The organism is Pyrococcus kukulkanii (genome assembly GCF_041647995.1).
Lineage (GTDB): Archaea > Methanobacteriota_B > Thermococci > Thermococcales > Thermococcaceae > Pyrococcus.
The window spans coordinates 13,261-34,980 of record NZ_JARRIB010000002.1 but is presented as its reverse complement, the minus strand read 5'-3'; the positions used below and the strand labels follow the sequence as shown (position 1 = coordinate 34,980).

The window sequence follows — 21,720 nt, the reverse complement described above, 5'->3', positions numbered from 1 at the left end:
ATTGTGACAGAAACATGTTAAAGCAAACCTTATATAACCATGAGGATCCAGTGAGGAAGGGCTTTGATGGACTGGACAGGTAGGGATGTTATAAGCATTAGAGACTTTTCTAAGGAGGACATAGAATTCGTTCTTTCAACTGCTGAGAGGCTTGAAAAGGAGCTGAAGGAGAAGGGCCACTTAGAATATGCTAAGGGCAAAATTCTGGCAACGCTATTCTTTGAACCCTCAACTAGAACCAGGTTAAGCTTCGAATCCGCGATGCACAGGTTAGGAGGAAGTGTGATAGGATTCGCTGAGGCCTCAACGAGTAGCGTCAAGAAGGGTGAAAGCCTCAGGGACACGATAAAGACGGTGGAGCAGTACAGTGATGTGATAGTAATAAGGCATCCAAAAGAGGGTGCAGCAAGGCTAGCTGCCGAGGTTGCTGAGATACCGGTAATAAATGCAGGTGATGGAAGCAATCAACATCCAACCCAAACACTTCTCGATTTGTACACAATAAAGAAGGAGTTTGGCAAGATCGATGGGTTAAAGATAGGCCTCCTCGGCGACTTAAAGTACGGGAGAACGGTTCATAGCTTGGCCGAAGCTTTAGCCTTCTACGACGTTGAGCTCTACTTGATCTCCCCAGAAATGCTCAGGATGCCGAAGCATATAGTCGAGGAGCTGAAAGAGAAGGGTGTCAAGGTTTACGAGACCTTAGATCTTGAGGCCGTCATAGGGGAGCTAGACGTTCTCTACGTGACCAGAATCCAGAGGGAAAGGTTCCCAGATGAGCAGGAGTACCTAAAGGTCAAGGGGAGCTATCAGGTCAATTGTAAGGTGCTTGAAAAGGCCAAGGAAGATCTAAGGATTATGCACCCACTCCCCAGGGTTGACGAGATACACCCGGAGGTTGATAAAACGAAGCATGCAATATACTTCAGGCAGGTCTTCAATGGAGTTCCCGTTAGAATGGCCCTCCTGGGCCTTGTCCTGGGGGTGTTGTGAATGACCGAGCTTAAAGTTTCTGCTATTAAGGAGGGAACCGTTATAGACCACATACCCGCGGGCAAGGGGCTTAAGGTCATTGAGATACTGAAGCTGGGAAGGCTAAGCAACGGTGGGGCCGTTCTCTTGGCAATGAATGTCCCAAGCAAGAAGCTTGGGAGAAAGGATATAGTCAAAGTCGAAGGCAAGTTCCTGAGCGAGGAGGAGGTAAACAAGATAGCCCTCGTCGCTCCTACTGCCACTGTGAACATAATAAGGGACTACAAGGTCGTTGAAAAGTTCAAGGTCGAGATTCAGGATGTCATTGAAGGGATATTAAGGTGTGCAAATCCCAACTGCATAACTCACTACGAGTATGTAACGACAAAATTCTACGTAATAAGCAGGGAACCGCTGAAGGTCAGATGCCACTACTGTGAAAGAACAATGGAAGAAGAGGAAATCCTAGCAAACCTCTAGAACCTAAACGCTAAGGCAACTTCAAGGGCAGTTCCCAAGTGAAGGACGTCTTCGTCGACGTCAAACTTTGGATGATGGTGGGGGTAGACTATCCCTTTCTCCTCGTTTCTTATCCCAAGGGCTATAAAGGCCCCAGGAACCTTTTGTAAATAGAATGCGAAGTCCTCTCCGCCGAGTGTTTTCCTAACCTCTCCAACGTTTAGGCCAATATCCTTAGCAACTCTCCTCACGAATTCCGCCATCTCTTTATCGTTTATCGTGGGCGGGCCTAGGATGTCAGCTTTGACATCAGCCTTACACCTATGGGCCTTTGCCGTGTTTTCAATTATCTCCACTATCCTCGACTTCAAGAACTCGCCAAGTTCGTTCGTGAAGAATCTAAACGTTCCCTCCAACTCCACGAATTCTGGGATTACGTTGAATGCCGTACCCCCCTGAACCCTTCCAACGGTAACTACCGCACTCTCCAGGGGATCGACTTCCCTGGCAACGATCCTCTGCAGTGCTAAGATAGTGTCAGCTACTGCAGGTATCGGGTCTATGGTGTACTGTGGGGCCGCTCCATGCCCGCCCTTTCCGACTATCCTTGCAAGGAACCTGCCAACGCCGGCAAGGAACGGCCCTTCCCTTATCCCGACTATGCCAGAATCAAGCTCCGCCCAAACGTGAAGGCCGAAGATGGCGTTTACTCCCTCTAGTGCACCACCTTCGATCATCTTTAGTGCTCCATTCCCACCTTCCTCTGCTGGCTGGAAGATCAAGCGGACTCTGTTCTTCAGCTCATCGGAGTGCTCAGCTATTATTTTCGCTGCACCTAAAAGCATTGCAGTGTGAGCATCGTGACCGCAGGCGTGCATCTTTCCTGGGATCTTCGATTTGTAAGGGACATCATTTTCCTCTTGTATGGGGAGAGCATCCATATCTGCTCTAAGGGCAATTGTTTTCTCTCCTTCCCCAATGTCAGCTATTATTCCGGTTCCGACTCTCTTTATCCTGTAGCCCCACTCTCTTAAGTGCTCCTCCACGATTCTTGAAGTTCTCTCCTCCTCAAAGCCAAGCTCGGGGTGCATGTGGAAGTCCCTTCTCCACTCGATTATCTGTTCCTTTATTTTCTCGGCTTCCTTTAGTGGATCAAACATGGCGGCCACCAATAGGAATATATTAGAGTTTGAGTTATCACCTTTTCGATGAACATCGTAACAATAGGGCTAGATGGAGAGGGAAAGGTGGCGTTTCAATCTCACGCCCATACTGATCACTTTGCCCAGGGTAGAATCATCTACGCAACACTGCCAACGATACACCTAAGTCACTTGAGGAATTCCCGCTTTTATTCTCCCGTTGAGTTTGGGAAAAGGTTCTACATTGATGATTACAGGGCCAAGTTGTATCCCTCTGGCCATATTCTTGGTTCTGCCGGGATAAAGATCTGGCTCGATGAAGGAACCCTTTATTACACGGGAGATATAAAGCTTGAAAGGCTTAGGACTCCAGAGAGGACTAAAATTCCAAGGGCGGACTTTCTAATAATAGAGGCAACCTTTGGAGTTCCAAAGTTTAGGTTTCCAAAACCAAAGATTGTGGAGAAGGAGATAATCGCCATAGTAGAGGAAAAGCTCGATAAAGGAGAAACTCCCATGTTCATGGCCAACCCATTTGGAAAGGCCCAGGAATTAATTAGAATCCTAAATATTCATGGTTACGAAGTTAGGGTTGACAGAATTATAGGAAAGGTCTCGAGGGTTTACAGAAAGTTCGGTGCCAGGCTTAAAATTAGCGAAGATGGTGAAGTTGTAGTTTCCTCCAGACGAGGAATTCAAGTTTCAGGATTTTCACGGATAAAGCTCAGCAATCATGCCGATTTCTGGGAGTTAATCGAGATAGTGGAAAGGGTTAAACCAGAGAAGGTGTTCACCGTTTATGGGCATGCAGAGCAGTTCGCGAAGATACTCAGAGGGCTAGGCTATGAAGCGGAGGTTTATAAAGGACCAATGTTAAGGTTAAATGGGGGAAGTCTTTGAGCAGTGAGATAATCGTCAGGGTGAAGATACCTGAAAGCCTCGAGAAATACCTAAGTGAGAGGATTGTGGAGGATATAAAGCTCGAGATAATAAAGGAGATACAGGAAAGGTTGCAGAGGGCGGAGGAGCTATTAAGAATACTAGAAAAAAGCGAACTCAAGGAAGAAGATGCAAAAGAATTAGAGAGGGAGCTAAAAGAGGCCCTTGCCAGAAGGTACGGGGTTCTGTAAGATGGAGGTCGTTTTGGACTATAACGTTGTATTCTCAGCATTTCAGAAGAAGGGAACTTCATATCTCCTTCTTGTTGCCCTGATTCTTGATCCCACAATAAGGATATTAGTCCCAGAGTACTTTTGGGAGGAGTTTGAAAAGCATGAAGAGAAGCTCCTCAGACACACAAAGCTAAGTCAGGAAGAGTTCGAAAAAATGCTATCGATACTAAAGCTATACTCAACGTCCGTCCCAAAAGAGCTCTTTGAAAATGAATTAAAAAAAGCAGTAAAGCTGTGTAGAGACAAAGGAGACGTCCCTTATGTTGCACTCGCACTCCATAGGCGTGCAATTTTGATAACTGGAGATCTAAATCTAAAAGCGGATGTTGAAGGTATAATCCCCGCATATACACCCCGAGAGTTTCTAGAGCTCCTTGGGAGGTGAAAATATGGCTCTCTACTTCATTGGTCTGGGCTTGTACGATGAGAAGGACATAACGCTCAAGGGGCTTGAAATAGCTAGAAAGTGTGATTACGTTTTTGCAGAGTTCTACACCTCTCTAATGGCCGGCACAACTCTTGAAAGAGTTCAAGAGCTAATAGGCAAGAAGATAAAAGTCCTGAGTAGAGAAGACGTGGAGATGAACTTTGAAAGGATAGTCCTTCCCCTGGCTAAGGATTACGACGTTGCATTCTTGATCCCTGGAGATCCCATGGTTGCAACGACTCATTCGGAGCTCAGGATAAGGGCGAAGAGGATGGGAGTAAAAAGCTACGTCATCCACGCCCCAAGCATTTATTCAGCAATCGCAGTTACCGGCCTGCACATCTACAAGTTCGGAAAGAGTGCCACCGTTGCTTACCCTGAAGGCAACTGGTTCCCCACAAGCTATTATGATGTAATAAAGGAGAATAAGGAGAGGGGGTTGCATACCCTCCTATTCTTGGATATAAAGGCAGACCGAGGGAAATATATGACGGCAAATGAGGCTATGGAGTTGCTCCTGAAGATAGAGGACATGAAGAAGCAGAATGTATTCACCGAGGACACCCTCGTGGTTGTTCTGGCTAGAGCTGGTTCCCTCGAGCCAACGCTCAAGGCAGGTTTCGTTAAGGATATGATCCGGAGGGACTTTGGAAAACAGCCTCACGTCCTTATAGTCCCTGGGAAGCTACACATAGTTGAGGCAGAGTATCTGGTTGAAATTGCGGGTGCCCCAGAGGAAGTGTTAAAATTAGCAAGGTAATTTTGATATACACAAAGTTATTTTTGCCCTTTTTCCAAAATATATTCACCTTACAGGAAGATTTTCCGACGAAAGGGTTATTAAAATCATCGAAAACATCTTAGCGGTGATGAACATGGTGGTTAGCTTAGCTGGAAGAGATCTTCTCTGTCTGCAGGATTACACGCCTGAGGAGATATGGACAATTCTTGAGACGGCTAAGATGCTTAAGATATGGCAGAAGATAGGGAAGCCACACAGACTTCTTGAGGGTAAAACTCTTGCAATGATCTTCCAGAAGCCTTCAACGAGGACGAGGGTAAGCTTTGAAGTTGCAATGGCCCACCTCGGAGGCCATGCCCTGTACTTGAATGCCCAGGATCTTCAGTTGAGGAGGGGAGAGACCATAGCTGATACTGCAAGGGTCTTGAGCAGGTACGTTGATGCAATAATGGCGAGAGTCTACGATCACAAGGATGTTGAGGATTTGGCAAAGTATGCTTCAGTTCCAGTAATAAACGGCCTCAGCGACTTCTCACATCCATGCCAGGCCCTAGCTGATTATATGACGATCTGGGAGAAGAAGGGAACGATAAAGGGAGTTAAGGTTGTGTACGTTGGCGATGGTAACAATGTTGCCCACTCATTGATGATAGCTGGAACCAAGCTTGGAGCAGACGTTGTGGTAGCAACCCCAGAGGGCTATGAGCCCGACGAGAAGGTAATCAAGTGGGCCGAGCAGAATGCAGCGGAGAGCGGTGGAAGCTTCGAGCTACTCCATGATCCAGTTAAAGCTGTCAAGGATGCGGACGTCATATACACCGATGTTTGGGCCTCAATGGGCCAAGAGGCTGAAGCTGAGCAGAGAAGGAAGATATTCAGGCCATTCCAGGTTAACAAGGATTTAGTTAAGCATGCAAAGCCCGACTACATGTTTATGCACTGCCTGCCAGCGCACAGGGGAGAGGAAGTTACCGATGACGTCATTGATTCACCGAACAGCGTCGTCTGGGATCAGGCAGAGAACAGGCTCCACGCGCAGAAGGCTGTCCTTGCCCTAGTAATGGGTGGAATTAAGTTCTGATGTTACTTTTCCCTCTTTTTAACCCATTAGACTGTGGTCTTTCTTTTCTTCACCCTTCACGGTGATAAAATATATAAAGTCATAAAACTCAATGTATCACTTGAGGTGAACATTTGATGGGTAGTCTGCATCCTAAGTTTGCAATATTAATTGTTTCTGCCATATTAGTGCTCTCAGCATTTCCAGTCAGCGCAATGTACGGCACTAAGATCATAGATGGACAACTTTTTGACTGGACCAGTTCTGATGTAGTTGCAATCGGCCTTGATAGCGGTAAAGATGGGGCAAACCTTGATAAACTATACGTCGCTTGGGATGAGAATTACCTCTACATTGCCTTAAAAACCAACAATACTGCAAGCTGGAATGTAGCGTATGGAATCGGAATTGACATAGACCCTGGAAAGGGGACAGGGTACACGGGAGACACAGATGCTTGGGGAAGGCAAATAAAGTTCGGAAATGGGTTTGGAATTGAGTATGAAATATACTTCTGGTGGAGTTGGGATAGTGGCATGGGGACTGACCACTTCATAGTTTGGAATGAGAGCTCATGGACAGGATACTCATCCCTTTCTAGCATAGGTGGGAGCTATTCCTACATTGGAGATACATCCACGGGACTCCAGTTTATAGAGATCAAAATACCATGGTCGGCTCTTGGAGGTAAGCCTGAAAAGATTGGAATAATTGCATGGGTAACTGGGGAAAGTGGAAGTGCCGTTGATTCCCTACCGTTTGATCCAGCCGTGAAAGATTCAGAAAATGAGTGGACCGATCAAGACACATTTACGAATCTTGCTGTTATATCTGTGGGCAGTAAAACAATAGACGGAGATCTGTCAGATTGGTCAGAAAATGAAGCTATTCTTTCACCTCCAAGTGGGCTTGAGGGTGCGGACATTGAGAAGATGTACGTTTCCTGGGACGATGAATACCTCTACATTGCCTTAAAAACCAACAATACTGCAAGCTGGAATGTAGCGTATGGTATCGGAATAGATGTTGATCCGGGAGAGGGAACTGGCTATACAGGAGATACAGACGCTTGGGGCAGAAAGATAAAATTTGCCAACGGTTTTGGCTTAGAGTTCGAGATATACTTCTGGTGGGGTTGGGACAGTGGAATGGGACCTCACAACTTCATAAAGTGGACAGGTAATGGATGGGAGTACAAGAGCATCAATGATATTGGGGGTAGTTACGCCTACACTGGAGATACCAATACGGGGTTGCAAACCCTTGAAATCAAAATACCATGGTCGGCTCTAGGTGGGAAGAAGTCAAAGTTTGCTATAATAGCATGGGTTGCAGGTGGGGAGGGGAGTAGCGCAGTAGATACTGCCCCAGCAGATCCTGCTGTAGGAGATTCGGAGAATGAGTGGACAGATGATGATACGTTCACTAGCCTATACTTAGAGGAATGGTTCTTGATGCCAGACTTAACGGTTAGTATAAGTGGCCCACAGGCAATTGGAATTAATAGGATAGCCGAATACACTGTTTACGTAAAGAACGAGGGGTCACTCGATGTTAGCGACGTTAACGTTAAGGTGTACATTAATGGAACGGAGTACAAGAACTGGACAATTGATGTTAAAGCTGGAAGTGAAGTCAAATTGACTTTTAACTGGACGCCAACCCAAGAGGGAATGTATGAAATTAAAGTGATAGTGGATGAAGAGAATAAGATCCATGAGGCCAATGAGAACAACAATGAATATACATTGGTAGTAAACGTCGTTTGGGTAGGAAAGATAGAGATCGATGGAAATCCAGATGACTGGCTCAGCGTTGAATTGACAAATAACTCGTACAAGGTTACGGGAGGATTCTTCATATGGAAGGATATGGTTGGAGACCAGAGGCACGATAAGGATCCCTATCTCCCAGGTAAAACATCATCCCACGCAGACCTTGTAGAATTTGAAGTTACTAAGGATGATAGATACTTGTACTTCCTCCTTAAGTTCGACAACATGAGCAACATAAAGATCGGGAACAATGGTGCAACGTTCGTTGCTATTCCAATAGACTACAAGGAGGGCGGGAGTTACTGGTTTGCTGGAGAAATGGATACAAAGACCGTTATCCCGTGGGACGTTCAAGTTGTAGTTAACCTGGCAAGTAGTGACTTCAAGGGGGAAACCAAGGTAGTCACGAGTGTTAGTACTTCAAAAGAGGGCCTCTTCTATATCGTCGATTCAGACGGCAACATTGTTCAGTGCCAAGACGCTTTGGTTGGAGTTGATCTTGCCAAGAACACAATTGAGATCAGGATTCCCCTTAGCTTAATAAGCGGTTCAGATGAAATGAACTTACAGTTAGCAACGGCCTTTAGCTATGGTCCTGCAGTTTGGAATTTCGGAGATCCATTTGCAAATGATGAGATAAGTGATGTCGTGGACACGATTTCAGAGGACAGCACAGAGGATGAGCTTGCTGATAACGTTCCAGATTATTACGTAAAGCTCAAGTTAAATGCTGGGGTCGAATGGGCGAGCGTCATAAATTACAAGATCGAAAGGTTGGAAATCAAGAGAAGGGAAGCAATACAGAAGTTCCTAGAGATAAACAGGTACTATGGAGTTGCGAGGTATAGAATCGAGTACGAGAAATACAACGAATTAATCAGGAACATTAGCTCAATGGAAATTCCTCCAGAGCTCAGGGAGAAAATCGAGAATTTAACCGCTGAAGTTCCAGAATTAGAGAAGGCCTTCCAAGAAGGGATATACGATATTAAGGCAGGAAGATACTCAATAATCTCTGCTGTAAAGATATACAGAGCGTACACTGGTCTCATAAGGGTAAATGATGCTCTTAAAAGAATAATTCAGCTTATAGTATCGAGGCAACTCGAATGGGAGAAAGAGATGGAGGAACTCAAAGGGAAATTAACAAAGACTATAGATGGCAACTTAAGCGACTGGAAGGTCAAGCCAATTGTGGAGGATACTGAGAACTTCGGTCAAGATGGTGCGGACTTAAAGGCCCTGTACGTTGATTACGATGATAACTTCCTGTACATAGCATTGACAACTAGGAATAAGGCATCATGGAGGATAGCCTATGGTATTGCTCTTGACTACAAGGAGGGTGGCTATACAACTGGAGGGGACGCCTGGGGCAGGAATATAGACTTCGAAAGGGGCATAGATACTCAAATCTACCTGTTCTGGAATGGTGAATTCTTCGGTAATCCGGGAACAAATAACGTAACCTCAGCTAACTTGGCTATATGGAAGAATGGAACCTGGGAGTACCTTAAGCTAGATGAGTACGCATTCTACGCCTATGCTGGTGGAGATAACGGATTGCAAACCCTAGAGATAGCAATACCGTGGAAAGTGCTTGGAGAGAAGCCAGAGAAACTCTACATAGTCGCGTACATAACTGGACAGGGCGTTGGAGATTCCGCAGTAGATGCTTTACCTGATCAGCCCACTGTACATGACAGTGACAACGAGTGGACGGACTTCGATGTCTTCACGAACTTTGCTGAGGTTGTACTCAAGTGATCTTTTCCATCTTATTTTCTTTTTGAAACGCTTTTCATGATCTTGAAGCGTCCCTTCAAGACCTAGCTAGTTAGTATCTCTTTGTATATTTCCTGAGTTCCTTCCTCTCCGATTATTTTTGTCCTGTTTTCTGTTGCCATTCTTACTATATCTTCTGGTTTGGATTCAAAGTATGGTAATGGAATCTTTTCTCTTATCATCTGGCTTATTTCCCAATTGTAGCAGAATGAGCACATAAAGTTACAAGAAGGGAACGCTATAGAATATGTGTAACTTCCAGGAAAAAATGAAATAATTGTTTTTTCTATCGGATCTGGACTTTCACAGCCAGAGATTTGCTAAAGTTGTGCTAGCTCATGTTCAACGAAAACTTGAGGAAATAAATGAATAATCTCCCACTGTGGACGGGAGTGCAAGGTTAACCCCATCAGTTGCAACAAATGTAACCGATAGTGGAAATGGTAGTTGCTGAAATGGCACCCATGTTAGTCCATGTCTAGTACTTTAACTTCTTTAACTTCCTTAATTTTCTCCAGTTCCCTTTTTAAGTCATCTAATGAGATGGTGCTCTGACTTATATCTACTATTGCAACTATTGCAGACAGACCTAGGGATTCTAACTCTTCCACCTCGTTAAACAGTATGTTTATGCCTAATCTTCCTAAGGTTTCGCTAACTTTGGCTAGGATTCTCGGCTTGTCCTCAACTATGACCTCAATTTCCACAAGCTTTTTTCCAGGTAGGGCAACCCTCTCTATATGCATTTCCTTTAAGTTCGTGTCTATTTCAACCAGGAAGTACGCCCCCTTAACGAGCCCTATCTCATAGGCAAGCTCAAGTGGAATCTCAAGCTTTCCATTCTCCTTAACCTTCACTATAAAGTACTTCCTCATGGGAATAGATTTTAACCCAGGAAATAAAAAGGTTCTAGGCGATGATGAGTAGCAAGCCCCCTGAATAGTGATGAAGTGAACACCCCCTGAGCCAATTATATTTTTCTTCCGAAATCCTCGTCCTTTGGCCGAAATACGTCACTATTGCCTTTGGAAGTAGAAGAGAAAAACATTGGTCAATAATTCAAGGATGCAGGAGGGAGAGTTCGGTTACTGCGAGGTGAAGCTCAAGGAGTGGGATCCTTGGTTGAAGCAGTTAGTTTATCTATATGCAGAGAAAAATCCTAAGCTTGTCCCAGGAAGAAATTAAGAAGTATATTATAGATTGCAACCAGATAGGGACGGAGATCTAACCTCGCATGAGTGGTTTTGCCCTCCTTTGCGAGGCCTTCTAAGGTGGAGTTATAACTTATATAATGAGTTTGTGTAAATTCTATAGCAGCAAGAAATTAATCTGGGAACCGTTAGAGGGAGAGAAGAGACTGTCAGATTGGAGGGGACTAGCGATGAATGAAGAAATATTTAGGAAGAGAGTAAAGAGGTTTCAGGAAGAGCTCAAGAAGAGGGACATAGATGGAGCGGTCATAAGAACGCTATCTTCCTTTATCTACTTCACTGGAACTAAGTGGCTTAGGCCCTCCCTTCTAATTCCAGCGGAGGGAGAGCCTGAGGTTCTCGTAGTAAGGAATGAGGCTGAGGAATTCAAGAGAAGGAGTTGGATAGAGGATGTTGAGGAATACCAAAGGGTTGAGGATCTTATGGCCCACATAGTTAGTTGGATACGCAACAACGGGATGGAGAGGGTTGGCCTTGAGTTCGGCTTTGAGAGGGATGCATACCTAGCATTTCTCAGGATATTCCAGAGGTTGAATCCAACGGTAGATGTTGTAGATATTCTGGACATAACAATGGGTCTAAGGATGATCAAGGATGAGTGGGAGCTTGAGCAGATAAGAAAGGCCGGAAAGATAGCGAAGGCAGGAATGAAGGTTGCTGAGGAGGTCATAAAACCAGGAAAGAGCGAGCTTGAGATAGCCGCTGAGATTACGAGGGAGCTTATGATTAAGGGTAGCGAAAATCCTAAGGTTTACGTCTCCACAACTCCAAGGGCTCATGCAGAGCCCTTCCGTGACCTGAAGGTTAAGGAAAATGGAGTTGTTACCGTGGTCATCGGTGCTGACTACAACCATTACCACGCTAACATGGCCAGAACCTTCGTCATTGGGGATCCTGGGGCTAGGGTTAGAGAGGCAATAAAGGCCAAAGAAGAAGCTTACAGGCTTGCACTGGATGAAACAAGGATTGGAGTTCCCTTAAACTCCGTTGAGAAGAAGCTAGCGGAATTTTTTAGGGCGAAAGGATTTGGAAATGGATACATTACGGGTTACACCCACGGCGTTGGCCTGCTGATTGAAGAGTTGCCCATGCCGACGATAATAGTTCAGACTAGGGCTCAAAAGGTTCAGGAGAATATGGTTCTCAGCATAATTCATGCTCCCTTAATGTTGCCCGAGGGAAGCATAAAGCATGAGGATACGTACATTGTGAAAAAGGATAAGCTTGAGAGCGTGACTAGCTAGACTCCCTTACTTTTTTTACCCAGGAATTTTCTGAGCTAATAGTTAACCCTCGAGCTACTATTCAAAGTTTTATTCTTTCTAGTTATTTTTAGGCATTAAAATTATGTCTAAAAATATATAAAATTTCCTGAGAAACATGGCTTGGCGGGGAAATGATAGTATTCAAGTTCGGCGGGAGCTCAATGAGACTCGACTTTCAGGATGCAGTTTCACTGGTAGCGAGTTTGTCTGAAGAGAACGAGGTAGCTGTAGTTGTTTCGGCCCTTAAAGGGATAACAGACGATCTAATAAGATACGCTGATAGCTTAAATCAGGACCTTGCCGTAAAGGTTGCGGGTGAATGTATTTACCATGCAATGCTCTTCGATTTTAAAGCCCTATATAGATAGACTCTTCACCCTTCCTGATCTTAAATATCCCGCCCTTAGGGACTACATCCTCAGCATGGGAGAGTTACTTTCAGCAGTTCTTTTCGCAAGTGCCGTAAGTGGAAAAGTAATCCCAGGGGAGGAAATATTCGTCGGAAGGGGCGAGTTCGGCGATGCATTCATTGATATTGAGAAGAGCAGAAGGAATGCCAAGCTAATATATGAAGCCCTCGAGGAGGCCCTTGTTCCTGTTATTTCAGGATTTATGGCCAATCTCAGCGATAAAGTTGCGACCCTGGGGAGGGAGTGATTACTCTGCGACAGCACTGGCGAGCCTTCTCGATGCAAAGGCCGGAATAAAAGCTTATGTTTTGGTTCTGAGCGGTAAGATTGCCCTAGGAAAGCTCGCCCAGGCCATAATCTACGGAGCCCAAGTAGTTCCCGTTAACGGTAACTTTGATGATGCACTTAGGGTTGTGGTTGAGGCAAGCAGGGAGCTTGGAGTTTACATGCTGAACTCAATAAATCCGTTCAGGCTTGAAGGGCAGAAGACTATAGCTTACGAGATCTACGATCAGCTCCAGAGGGTTCCGGATAATGTTGTAGTGCCTGTAGGAAACGCCGGCAACATCTCGGCAATCTGGAAGGGATTCAAGGGGCTCTATGAGGCTGGAGTAATAGACGAGCTCCCCAGGATGATCGGAATTCAGGCGGAAGGTGCCTCTCCTCTAGCAAAGGCCTGGAAAGAGGGCAAGGAGTTCAGGCCAGAGGAGAAGCCCGAAACTGTTGCAACAGCAATAAGGATAGGAAACCCCGCGAACTGGCCCAAGGCTTGGAACGTCGTGAAGGAATCGGGAGGACTCTTCGAGAGCGTTACCGACGAAGAGATACTTGAAGCCCAGAGGATTCTGGCCTCTAAAGAGGGGCTTTTTGTGGAGCCAGCTTCAGCAGCATCCTTGGCTGGTCTGATAAAGCTCCTGTGTGAGGGCGCCATAGATAGGAGCGAGAGCTACGTGCTGATAACCACGGGTCACGGACTGAAAGACCCGAACATAGTTGTAAACAACTTCAAGCTACCTGAGCCATAGAGCCAACGCTAGAAGCGTTCAGGAGGGTGATGGAATGAAGGTCGCAGTTTTAGGAGCAACGGGATTAGTTGGGAGAACGTTCGTTAATCTCCTCGAGGGTCATCCATGGTTCAAGGTTGAGAAGCTGGTTGCCTCAGAAAGATCCGCTGGAAAGAAGTACGGTGAATTTGTTGAAGACGCTCCCGAAGAATTCAGAGATTATGTCGTGGTGAGCCTAACAGAATTCCTTGAAGATCCTGGGGTTGACTTAGTGTTCAATGCTTTGCCTGCTTCAATATCGAAGGATGTTGAGGAAAAGCTCGCCAAGGAAATTCCCGTGTTTACCAACACAAGAGCCCATCGTTACGACGAAGATGTCCCAATTCTAGTACCAGAAGTCAACAAAGAGCACCTGGAACTCATAAAGGTTCAAAAGGAAAAGAGGGGCTGGAAAGGATTTATAGTCACTAATCCAAACTGCTCAACTGCTATTCTAACCCTATCACTGGCGGCGTTGAGGAATTTTGGCATAAAGAAGGTCAGGGTAGCCACGATGCAGGCAATCAGCGGCGCTGGTTTCTCTGGTCTTTCTGCCTATGCCATCCACGATAACGTAATTCCGTTCATAAGTGGGGAAGAGTGGAAGATAGAGAACGAAAGCAGGAAGATCCTAGGAGAGCTTAAGGGGGGATAAGATAAAGTTCGCAGACTTTGATATATCCGCGATAGCAACTAGAGTTCCCGTAATACACGGACACACTGAGGCAGTTTTTGTTGAGCTTGAGAACCCGGATGTTGAAGAAATTCGGAGAGCGTTTGAGGAGTTCGATCCTCTAAATGATTTAAACCTGCCCTCTTACGAGAAGCCCATAGTTTATACGGAGGTTCCTCAACCTAGACTTCACAGGGATCGCGGAGAGGGACTGACGGTGACCGTGGGAAGGCTTGAGGAGATAAGTGGGGGAGTTAAATACGTTGTCTTGGGGCACAACCTTGTCAGGGGTAAGAGGGGAGGCTTAGTTTTAAACGCTGAGCTCGCATATAGGCTTGGGTATCTTTGAATTTTTTGAGCATAACCTTTTTATATAATTCTGCTTAGAATGATTCCCATGAGAATCATTCCCAGGAGAATCGAGGTTAACAAATTAAAATCCCCTGGATGGAAGATGGTATACGGGCGGAGAAAGACTGGAAAAACGTTCTTGGTTGAGAAATTCACAAAATGGGACAAGTTCTATTTCGTAAAAAGGGATGGGAGTGTTTTTGACAAGCAAGATGCGATCTCTATGGGCTATAGAGAATTCATTAGTGGCCTGCTTCAAGATTTAAGAGAAAGCAAAAGGATCGTTATAGATGAGTTTCATAGACTGCCAGATGAGTTCCTTGACTTCCTCCATGCATATTCTGGCACTGGAGACCTTATACTCATAACGTCAACGCTCTGGCTCACAACTAGGCTCATTGCTCGGAGGGAAAGCCCTCTTCTTGGAATAGCAGAGCCAATTAAAGTTGGCTTAATTGATGAGAGGGAATTGCTTGTTGAACTCAAAAAGGAGGTTAACGGGAAAGAATTGATCGAGGCAGCGACGTACTTGAGGGAGCCTATTTTAGTCCCGATATACAGGCCGCCATTGAGGAGATTTCTTGCAGAATACTTGGCAAGTTCAGGGGCTGTAGTTGAAGAGATCGTCGGAGAAGCTTTCAGGGAAGAGGAAGTCACCATGTCCAGGGTATATTTAGCTATTTTATCTGCTGTAGCGGACGGAATGCAGAAGAGTGGAGAAATAGCTAGCATTTTAATAAATAAAGGGTTGATAGAGTCACCCTCTGCAGTTCAGAAGTACTTGAAAATCCTTACGGCCATGGGATTTCTTGAAAAAATCCCCATATATGGAAAGAAGAGGTTCAGATACAGGATATCTTCCCCCTTATTAGATCTTCACTTCTATCTCGAGGAAAAGTACTCCTACACGGAGCTTGAGACACCAGTAGAATTTATAGCCAAAGTTATTGAGATGAAGCTCCCCTTTCACGTTCAGTACTTCGTAGAGAATCTGCTAAGCAAAGTGTATGGGCTGAGAAAAACAAAAATCGAGGAGCCGAAACTTGAAGTTGACATAGCCCTTCTAAGGTTCAGTCATCTCGAAATTGTCGGTGAAGTAAAGTGGAAGTCAAGAGTTAGGGGAGAAGAAATTAGAAAAATCGAAGAAAAGCTCCAAAAATTCAAATGCAGAAAGATACTATTTGTTCCATCCCTGGATGTTCTTGAGAGGGAACCAAAGAACGTTGACGTGCTAACACCGGGAGATCTAGTGGAGCTTGCTAGAGAAAGCATTGCCACCTACGGTGAGTAAATAAACTTTCTTAAACCTCCTTCCAATAATTTTACGGTGGTGAAATGTTCAGATTGAGCGATTTTAATTTCCATAATAAGGCGGTTTTCCTTCGTGCTGACCTCAATTCACCAATGAAAGATGGCAAGATAATCAGTGACGCGAGATTTAGGGCCGTGCTTCCAACGATAAAGTACCTGCTCGAAAGTGGAGCGAGGCTTGTTATAGGCACTCATCAGGGAAAGCCATATAGTGAAGACTACGCCACAACAGAAGAGCACGCGAGGATTCTCTCTGAACTGTTAGACCAGCACGTTGAGTACGTTGAGGATATATTTGGAAAGTACGCTAGGGAGAAGATTAGGGAGCTCAAACCTGGGGAGGTTTTAATGCTCGAAAACCTGAGGTTTTCAGCTGAGGAAGTTAAAAATAAGTCCATAGAGGAGTGCGAAAAAACGTTCTTCGTTAAAAAGCTCTCCCAAGTTATAGATCTTGTTGTGAATGATGCCTTTGCCGCCGCACATAGAAGTCAGCCCTCCCTTGTTGGTTTTGCAAGGGTAAAGCCCATGATAATGGGACTCTTAATGGAGAGGGAGGTTGAGGCTCTAAGCAAAGCTTATTACAGTAAAGAGAGGCCCAGAGTATACGTCCTTGGGGGGGCAAAGGTCGATGACTCGTTGAGGGTTGCCGAGAACGTGTTAAGGAAAGGTAAAGCTGACCTCATTTTAACCGGAGGATTGGTTGCAAACGTCTTTACCTTGGCTAAGGGCTTTAATTTGGGAAGGAGGAACATAGAGTTCATGGAACGTAAAGGGATTTTAAAGTTCGTGGACTGGGCCGAGAAGATACTGGATGAGTTTTATCCCTTCGTTAAAACCCCCGTAGACTTTGCAATAGACTATAAAGGGGAGAGGCTGGAGATAGACCTGCTAAGTGAAGAAAAGAGGCTATTTGATGAGTACCAGATACTGGATATAGGCTCGAGAACGGTGGAGAAGTACAGGCAGGTCCTCATGCAGGCAAAGATAATAGTGGCCAACGGCCCTATGGGTGTTTTTGAGAGGGAGGAGTTTGCTGTGGGAACAGTAGGAGTGTTTAGGGCCATAGCTGAAAGTCCAGCGTTCAGCGTTGTCGGTGGGGGTCACTCAATAGCTAGCATACATAAGTACGGAATAGAGGGTATAAGCCACGTCTCAACCGGTGGAGGGGCGATGCTAACGTTCTTTGCCGGAGAGAAACTGCCTGTGCTCGAGGCTCTAAGCTTAAGCTACGAGAAGTTCAAGGGGCATCTTTAATTTGCAATTTATTAAGGACAAAATTCATAACAAGCTTTGCTATCTCAATAGCCTCTCTTGCAATCTCTTGGGGGAATTTCGTAGATAGTTGGATATCTCGCTTCTACAGCAAAGTCGGTAAGTGTGTGGGCTCCAATTTCATATAGCTTATCAAATTCAGCATCAATTTCTTTACCTGGAAGAGAGGTTTGAAAATGAAGATATTTATTGACACTTCCGTTTTTGTTTAGGCATTATTATGGAGTTAAAGATGCAATAGAACTTTTAGACTATGCGATAAATGAAAACATGCCTTACGTTTCTCCAAATGTTGTTCTTTAAACTGCTCTATATGGAAACAGAAAGGTTATTTGGCTGTACCGGAAAATTCAGGGTTAAGAAAATGTTCATGCAGGAACGGGAGAGATTTGACCCTGTTTTTAAGTATCTCTCGGAGTTTATACTGGAGAACATTGAGCTTGGGATTATAGAGTTGCTCCCACCTAATAAGGAAATCCTAAACGAAGCAGATACTCTCTCCAAGGAATTTGGTTTATTGCCAAATGATGCTCTCATAGCAGCCACCTGCAAGTTTTATAAGATTTCGAAAATTGCCACCTTTGATAAGGATTTTTGAGAATGTACCTTTCCTCGAAGTTCTCCATCAGGCCCAATGAGATTTTCTAACCTTTTGACACTAAAACTTTTAACTTCTCCCTTCTAACTCCGTTAAGGGGTGAGGGAGTGAAAGCGGTAATACTGGCCGCGGGATACGGGACGAGGATGGGTGAGAAGCCGAAGGGTCTAATCAGGGTTGCAGGCAGGGAACTTATCTACAGGACGATCAAAAACCTCCAGAAGTTTGGAGTGAGCGAGTTCGTGATAGTGACGAACGAAAAGTACAGAGAGCCCTACGAGGAGTTCGTGAGGAAGCATAACCTTAACGCCGAGATTGTAGTTAATCCAAGGCCCGAGAGGGGCAACGGCTTTTCCCTTCACGTAGCTAAAGGGCACGTAACAGGCAGGTTCGTGCTCGTCATGAGCGATCACATCTACGAGGAGAGGTTTTACGAGCTTGCCGTTAAGGGTCGAGGACTAATAGCGGATAGAAAGCCTATGTTCGTTGATGTTGATGAGGCAACAAAGGTTAAGGTGAAGAATGGAAGGGTTGAAGATATAGGGAAGCAGCTTGAGGAGTGGGATGCCCTAGACACTGGCTTTTTCGTGCTTGACGACTCGATATTTGAAGTTACCGAGAGATTAGCTAAGGAAAGGGAAGTTGTCGAGCTTAGGGACGTTGTGAGGGAGGCAAGGCTTGAGGTTACCTTTGTGGATGGCCTCTTCTGGATGGACGTTGACACGCCGGAGGAGCTCAAGAAGGCGAGGAAGCTCATAGTTTACACCTCCGTTAAGGGGGTTGGAGATGGATTCATAAGCAGGCACTTAAACAGGAAGATCTCTACAAGGATCTCCGTTTTATTGGTTGAGCACTTCACGCCCAATCAGCTCACCGTTATAACATTCCTTTTTGGCATATTCTCGGGTCTAATGAACCTCATCAGTGTCCCATTGGCTGGAATCCTGTATCAGATAAGCTCAATTCTCGATGGCGTCGATGGAGAGATAGCGAGGGCCAGGATGCAGACGAGTAAGTTCGGCGGCTACTTCGACTCAATACTTGACAGGTACGTTGACTTTACGTTCCTCCTGACCTTAGCTTATGTTTCAATAAGGGAACCCATATGGTGGGTTATAGCTGGAATTGCAATGTTCTCCTCGGCTATGGTTAGCTACTCAACCGAGAGGTTTAGGGGGGCCTACTGTGTCGATGCCTATAAGGTAATCCCACCACTAAGGAGGATCCCAGGAAAGAGAGACGAGAGGATATTCACAACAATGCTCTTTACACTGCTTGGATGGATAAAGCCTCTGTTTGCTCTACTTGCAGTGTGGAGTACGTTGAGGGTTGCAATCACTATCTACCTCGTCAGGAGGTGGGATCATGCTCACTGAGGAGCACGTTAGAACGGCGGAGGAGATGATAAGAAAGGGGTACGATGAGAAGAAGATAAGGAGAGCTTTAGGCCTTCCTGAGGAAGAATTTAAATTAGCGTTGGAGGTGGCTAGGGCTAGAATAAAGGCGAAGGATAAGTTCTCAAGAACCGACCTCTGGTTTGATCTCGAGGGGCTTAGATATGCGACCCATGAAATTGTGGCTGACTACAGGGGAAGGAGGTTGAAGGAGCAGGGAGTGGAGAGCATAGCTGACGTTTCCTGTGGCGTTGGAATTCAGCTGATATTCTTCGCCAAGCATGGGATAAGGGCAGTGGGCGTTGATATAGATCCCCTAAAGATAGAGTTCGCAAGAAGAAACGCGGAGAAGTATGGGGTTAACATCGAGTTCCTTGTTGGTGATTCTTTGAACCCAGATATTATTGAGAAGATTGATGCGAAAGTTATATTCTCCGACCCTGCAAGGCCCCCAGAGGTTCCGGAGAGAAACCTTGAGGATCTCCTTCCGAGTCCTTTAAAGGTGTACGAGGCCTATAAGGAAAAAGCTGAAGCTTTCATCTTCGATCTACCCCCCCAGATAAGGCGCGAAAAGGTTCCGTGGAAGGGCGAGTTCGAGTACATAGACCTCTACGGCCACGTTAATAGGCTAACCTTCTACACCGAACCCTTGGCTAAGGCCGAGAGAAGTGCCGTCATATTGCCCCAGGGAGCAAGGCTCGAGAGTAACCCTGAGCTGGAGAACATAGTTGATGAAACCAAAACTCCCGAGAGGTATCTTTATGAAATTCCTCAGGCTATAGACTACGCAGACCTAATAAACGAGCTCTTCCACAAGGTTAAAGGCGAACTTAAGCTTTTGTTGAGGGAGAAGAGGAGGATCCTTGCCACAGGAGATGAAGAAATAAAGAGCGAGTACTTCAAGAGATCCTATGTTGTCGTTGCAACAATGCCATTCCATCCGGTGAGGATAAACGACTTTCTAAGGAAGGAGGGCTACGGAAGGGCCACCCTGAGGATGAGCGTTCCTGAGGAGGAGTACTGGAGAATAAGGAGGAAGATTGAGCAGGGGCTTAAGGGAGAGAAGAGGGCCTTCGTCTTCAAGGTTAGGGATTTAGCTGTTATTGCCGAGCCTCTGGATCAATGACTACGTAAGGTCCGGTGCTAAGCTTCTTTATTTCCTCCTTTGTCAATCTCCTGCTCTTGACTTTCTCCCCTATCAGGGCGCTGTTGCCAAAGGGATCCATAATCCTGATGGTCAGGGGTTTTTTGCCTTCCTTAACATCTTCGATGTACTTCAACAACTTATCTATCTTCTTTACGGCCTCTTCATCGTTCTCCTCCTTCTTGAAGTCTCTTGCCATGAGGAGAACTTCCTTTGCCCTCTCCAGAACTCCCTCTATGTTGCTTACAAACCCTTGGGCTGCTGGTCCGGGCTCTATCTTTATTCCGAGCTCCTCAAGCTCTATAGTTCCACTCTTGCTTCTAACTACCCTCGTGAAGAGGTCTTTCTCGTTCTCTACCTTGATCTCGTACAGCCTCGGCTCCTTTTCCTCAAGAATCATGACATCTGCACTCCTGTAGCCGCACCTCTCGCAGATTACTGTTGACTCCATGACCTCGCCGAAGTAGGGGATCTTGTGAATGAACTGGATTGCCTTTAACGTTCCCTTACCTCCACAAATCGGGCAGTCTCCTAGCTTAATCTCTTGAATTTTCTCCGGTTTGAGTTCCTCTTCCACCTTACTCTCCCCTTCCTTGGCATAATGCCTTGCCTTATATAGGTTTTGAAAATCCCAATGCTTGTAGTAACATCTCAACGCTCCCTTTCCATACTGCTAAACCAATATACCTATCGGCTGCCCCATAGTAGAAGAGCGTCCTCTCGTTATCCCCCACTAGTCCTTCCAAAAATACAACGTTATTAACGTGGCCAAACTTTTCCCAGGGATATTCGGGCTCTAAAATTGGAGTCCCTGAGTTCCATATTACCTTCCCTGGATTCTTTTTATCAAAGACGGCAACCCTAACTCTGTAGACTAAACTCTTATCCGCCGAGTTGTAGAAGAGTACGATGCCTTTATCGGTTAATAAGGGTGGAGGCCCCGGTTCTATCAACAACAGCTCTCCTGGGCTTAGAATTGGCTTTTCTGAGTACTCCCAATTTTTACCGTCCTTTGAGTATGCAATCCAAATGTTTGAATCTCCGAAGTACATGATGTATTTTCCATTGACCTTAACTGGGAGTATTGCACCGCTTTTCGTCCATCCCCTTGGCCTCAGGTAATTCTCTGGAAAGTCATCAAATATAGGCCCATGCTTTTTCCATGAGAGTAAGTTCTTTGAAGTTGCTATGCAGAGCCTCGCGATCTTCCCATCGTAACCTGTGTACGTCATCACGTACTTCTTTCCTAACTTTACCACCCTTGGATCCTCAACACCTTTTGCTTCCCAGGGATATTCAGGCTCAAGTACAGGTTCTGGAAATTTAGTGAAGTTAATGCCATCTTCACTTATCGCTAGGCCTATTCTTCCAGTTTTTCTGTCTTTGCATTCACCCCTGTACAGCATGATAAACTTCCCTTTTCTATAAATCACTGAGGGGTTGTATGCGTTTTTGCAGTCAAAGCCATCTGCTGACGGCAATAAAATTGGGAAGGGAAGCTTTCTAAGCATCTT

21 protein-coding genes and 2 pseudogenes are annotated in these 21,720 nt (G+C 45.4%); 18 read left to right on the top strand and 5 right to left on the bottom strand.

What is annotated here, in order from left to right; translation table 11 throughout:
• The first annotated feature begins 66 nt into the window (after positions 1-66).
• Both pyrB and pyrI read left to right on the top strand, forming a co-directional pair.
• Positions 67-993 carry an aspartate carbamoyltransferase gene (gene pyrB / locus P8X24_RS04200; protein ID WP_372914230.1) on the top strand — a complete coding sequence of 309 codons (927 nt, stop codon included), beginning with the start codon at positions 67-69 and terminating at the stop codon, positions 991-993.
• Positions 994-1,452, top strand: coding sequence for an aspartate carbamoyltransferase regulatory subunit (pyrI, locus tag P8X24_RS04195; RefSeq protein WP_372914229.1), 459 nt, complete (start codon positions 994-996; stop codon positions 1,450-1,452).
• On the opposite strand, the gene P8X24_RS04190 is transcribed toward pyrI, so the two are convergent.
• Positions 1,449-2,591: a M20 metallopeptidase family protein gene (locus P8X24_RS04190; RefSeq protein ID WP_372914228.1), complete on the bottom strand. Its 1,143-nt coding sequence runs from the start codon at positions 2,589-2,591 to the stop codon at positions 1,449-1,451. The genes pyrI and P8X24_RS04190 overlap by 4 nt on opposite strands.
• Positions 2,592-2,639: 48 nt before the next feature.
• Here P8X24_RS04190 and P8X24_RS04185 point away from each other — a divergent pair, with 48 nt between their 5' ends.
• The 6 genes from P8X24_RS04185 (at position 2,640) to P8X24_RS04160 (ending at position 9,516) form a co-directional block, all read left to right on the top strand.
• Positions 2,640-3,473, top strand: a complete 834-nt coding sequence (locus P8X24_RS04185) for an MBL fold metallo-hydrolase (protein ID WP_372914227.1) — start codon at positions 2,640-2,642, stop codon at positions 3,471-3,473.
• On the top strand, positions 3,470-3,703 hold the full coding sequence (locus tag P8X24_RS04180; protein WP_372914226.1) for a hypothetical protein: 234 nt from the start codon (positions 3,470-3,472) through the stop codon (positions 3,701-3,703). The genes P8X24_RS04185 and P8X24_RS04180 overlap by 4 nt, the downstream gene beginning before the upstream one ends.
• Before the next feature lies 1 nt (position 3,704).
• Complete coding sequence (locus tag P8X24_RS04175) at positions 3,705-4,130, top strand: putative toxin-antitoxin system toxin component, PIN family (protein ID WP_372914225.1); 426 nt, start codon at positions 3,705-3,707, stop codon at positions 4,128-4,130.
• Between the two features lie 4 nt (positions 4,131-4,134).
• The gene (dph5, locus tag P8X24_RS04170; RefSeq protein WP_372914224.1) at positions 4,135-4,932 is read left to right on the top strand and encodes a diphthine synthase; all 798 of its coding nucleotides are present in this window, start codon (positions 4,135-4,137) and stop codon (positions 4,930-4,932) included.
• Positions 4,933-5,047: 115 nt separating this feature from the next.
• Positions 5,048-5,995, top strand: a complete 948-nt coding sequence (gene argF, locus P8X24_RS04165; RefSeq protein WP_372914223.1) for an ornithine carbamoyltransferase — start codon at positions 5,048-5,050, stop codon at positions 5,993-5,995.
• 116 nt (positions 5,996-6,111) lie between these two features.
• Positions 6,112-9,516, top strand: coding sequence for a CARDB domain-containing protein (locus P8X24_RS04160; protein WP_372914222.1), 3,405 nt, complete (start codon positions 6,112-6,114; stop codon positions 9,514-9,516).
• Between the two features lie 62 nt (positions 9,517-9,578).
• Here the strand turns inward: P8X24_RS04160 and P8X24_RS04155 are convergent, their stop codons facing one another.
• Both P8X24_RS04155 and P8X24_RS04150 read right to left on the bottom strand, forming a co-directional pair.
• Positions 9,579-9,716 carry a hypothetical protein gene (locus P8X24_RS04155; protein WP_372914221.1) on the bottom strand — a complete coding sequence of 46 codons (138 nt, stop codon included), beginning with the start codon at positions 9,714-9,716 and terminating at the stop codon, positions 9,579-9,581.
• A gap of 285 nt (positions 9,717-10,001) precedes the next feature.
• Positions 10,002-10,409 (bottom strand): ACT domain-containing protein, encoded by a 408-nt coding sequence (locus tag P8X24_RS04150; RefSeq protein WP_372914220.1) that lies wholly within the window; start codon positions 10,407-10,409, stop codon positions 10,002-10,004.
• Positions 10,410-10,915: 506 nt separating this feature from the next.
• Between P8X24_RS04150 and P8X24_RS04145 the strand changes: the two genes are divergently transcribed.
• From P8X24_RS04145 to P8X24_RS04100, 10 genes and pseudogenes are all read left to right on the top strand, one after another.
• The gene (locus tag P8X24_RS04145; protein WP_372914219.1) at positions 10,916-11,989 is read left to right on the top strand and encodes a M24 family metallopeptidase; all 1,074 of its coding nucleotides are present in this window, start codon (positions 10,916-10,918) and stop codon (positions 11,987-11,989) included.
• Positions 11,990-12,141: 152 nt separating this feature from the next.
• The gene (locus P8X24_RS04140) at positions 12,142-12,378 is read left to right on the top strand and encodes an amino acid kinase family protein (protein ID WP_372914218.1); all 237 of its coding nucleotides are present in this window, start codon (positions 12,142-12,144) and stop codon (positions 12,376-12,378) included.
• Positions 12,341-12,667 carry an amino acid kinase family protein gene (locus P8X24_RS04135; RefSeq protein WP_372914217.1) on the top strand — a complete coding sequence of 109 codons (327 nt, stop codon included), beginning with the start codon at positions 12,341-12,343 and terminating at the stop codon, positions 12,665-12,667. The genes P8X24_RS04140 and P8X24_RS04135 overlap by 38 nt, the downstream gene beginning before the upstream one ends.
• Before the next feature lie 34 nt (positions 12,668-12,701).
• Positions 12,702-13,483, top strand: a pseudogene (gene thrC, locus P8X24_RS04130) (threonine synthase); the annotation flags it as partial.
• A pseudogene (gene asd, locus P8X24_RS04125) lies at positions 13,480-14,485 on the top strand (aspartate-semialdehyde dehydrogenase). The pseudogenes thrC and asd, both read left to right, overlap by 4 nt.
• A 48-nt stretch (positions 14,486-14,533) precedes the next feature.
• Positions 14,534-15,778 (top strand): ATPase, encoded by a 1,245-nt coding sequence (locus P8X24_RS04120; protein ID WP_372914216.1) that lies wholly within the window; start codon positions 14,534-14,536, stop codon positions 15,776-15,778.
• A gap of 44 nt (positions 15,779-15,822) precedes the next feature.
• On the top strand, positions 15,823-17,052 hold the full coding sequence (locus P8X24_RS04115; protein WP_372914215.1) for a phosphoglycerate kinase: 1,230 nt from the start codon (positions 15,823-15,825) through the stop codon (positions 17,050-17,052).
• A 331-nt stretch (positions 17,053-17,383) separates the two neighbouring features.
• Complete coding sequence (locus P8X24_RS04110; RefSeq protein WP_372914214.1) at positions 17,384-17,668, top strand: PIN domain-containing protein; 285 nt, start codon at positions 17,384-17,386, stop codon at positions 17,666-17,668.
• 107 nt (positions 17,669-17,775) lie between these two features.
• Complete coding sequence (locus P8X24_RS04105) at positions 17,776-19,044, top strand: bifunctional L-myo-inositol-1-phosphate cytidylyltransferase/CDP-L-myo-inositol myo-inositolphosphotransferase (protein WP_372914213.1); 1,269 nt, start codon at positions 17,776-17,778, stop codon at positions 19,042-19,044.
• Positions 19,034-20,188: a class I SAM-dependent methyltransferase gene (locus P8X24_RS04100; RefSeq protein WP_372914212.1), complete on the top strand. Its 1,155-nt coding sequence runs from the start codon at positions 19,034-19,036 to the stop codon at positions 20,186-20,188. Before P8X24_RS04105 ends, P8X24_RS04100 begins: the two co-directional genes overlap by 11 nt.
• Here the strand turns inward: P8X24_RS04100 and P8X24_RS04095 are convergent.
• Together P8X24_RS04095 and P8X24_RS04090 are read right to left on the bottom strand one after the other, a co-directional pair.
• On the bottom strand, positions 20,163-20,783 hold the full coding sequence (locus P8X24_RS04095) for a ZPR1 zinc finger domain-containing protein (protein WP_372914211.1): 621 nt from the start codon (positions 20,781-20,783) through the stop codon (positions 20,163-20,165). The two genes, P8X24_RS04100 and P8X24_RS04095, sit on opposite strands and share 26 nt — an antisense overlap.
• Positions 20,784-20,817: 34 nt before the next feature.
• On the bottom strand, positions 20,818-21,717 hold the full coding sequence (locus P8X24_RS04090; protein ID WP_372914210.1) for a glycoside hydrolase family 130 protein: 900 nt from the start codon (positions 21,715-21,717) through the stop codon (positions 20,818-20,820).
• Between the last annotated feature and the right edge of the window lie 3 nt (positions 21,718-21,720).

What these genes read in the sequence shown, in the direction of transcription:
- pyrB (WP_372914230.1), top strand. Translation starts at nt 67, where the DNA reads ATGGACTGGACAGGTAGGGATGTTATAAGCATTAGAGACTTTTCTAAG.
- pyrI (WP_372914229.1), top strand. Translation starts at nt 994, where the DNA reads ATGACCGAGCTTAAAGTTTCTGCTATTAAGGAGGGAACCGTTATAGAC.
- P8X24_RS04190 (WP_372914228.1), bottom strand. Translation starts at nt 2,591, where the DNA reads ATGTTTGATCCACTAAAGGAAGCCGAGAAAATAAAGGAACAGATAATC.
- P8X24_RS04185 (WP_372914227.1), top strand. Translation starts at nt 2,640, where the DNA reads ATGAACATCGTAACAATAGGGCTAGATGGAGAGGGAAAGGTGGCGTTT.
- P8X24_RS04175 (WP_372914225.1), top strand. Translation starts at nt 3,705, where the DNA reads ATGGAGGTCGTTTTGGACTATAACGTTGTATTCTCAGCATTTCAGAAG.
- dph5 (WP_372914224.1), top strand. Translation starts at nt 4,135, where the DNA reads ATGGCTCTCTACTTCATTGGTCTGGGCTTGTACGATGAGAAGGACATA.
- argF (WP_372914223.1), top strand. Translation starts at nt 5,048, where the DNA reads ATGGTGGTTAGCTTAGCTGGAAGAGATCTTCTCTGTCTGCAGGATTAC.
- P8X24_RS04160 (WP_372914222.1), top strand. Translation starts at nt 6,112, where the DNA reads ATGGGTAGTCTGCATCCTAAGTTTGCAATATTAATTGTTTCTGCCATA.
- P8X24_RS04155 (WP_372914221.1), bottom strand. Translation starts at nt 9,716, where the DNA reads ATGATAAGAGAAAAGATTCCATTACCATACTTTGAATCCAAACCAGAA.
- P8X24_RS04150 (WP_372914220.1), bottom strand. Translation starts at nt 10,409, where the DNA reads ATGAGGAAGTACTTTATAGTGAAGGTTAAGGAGAATGGAAAGCTTGAG.
- P8X24_RS04145 (WP_372914219.1), top strand. Translation starts at nt 10,916, where the DNA reads ATGAATGAAGAAATATTTAGGAAGAGAGTAAAGAGGTTTCAGGAAGAG.
- P8X24_RS04140 (WP_372914218.1), top strand. Translation starts at nt 12,142, where the DNA reads ATGATAGTATTCAAGTTCGGCGGGAGCTCAATGAGACTCGACTTTCAG.
- P8X24_RS04135 (WP_372914217.1), top strand. Translation starts at nt 12,341, where the DNA reads ATGCAATGCTCTTCGATTTTAAAGCCCTATATAGATAGACTCTTCACC.
- P8X24_RS04120 (WP_372914216.1), top strand. Translation starts at nt 14,534, where the DNA reads ATGAGAATCATTCCCAGGAGAATCGAGGTTAACAAATTAAAATCCCCT.
- P8X24_RS04115 (WP_372914215.1), top strand. Translation starts at nt 15,823, where the DNA reads ATGTTCAGATTGAGCGATTTTAATTTCCATAATAAGGCGGTTTTCCTT.
- P8X24_RS04110 (WP_372914214.1), top strand. Translation starts at nt 17,384, where the DNA reads ATGGAAACAGAAAGGTTATTTGGCTGTACCGGAAAATTCAGGGTTAAG.
- P8X24_RS04100 (WP_372914212.1), top strand. Translation starts at nt 19,034, where the DNA reads ATGCTCACTGAGGAGCACGTTAGAACGGCGGAGGAGATGATAAGAAAG.
- P8X24_RS04090 (WP_372914210.1), bottom strand. Translation starts at nt 21,717, where the DNA reads ATGCTTAGAAAGCTTCCCTTCCCAATTTTATTGCCGTCAGCAGATGGC.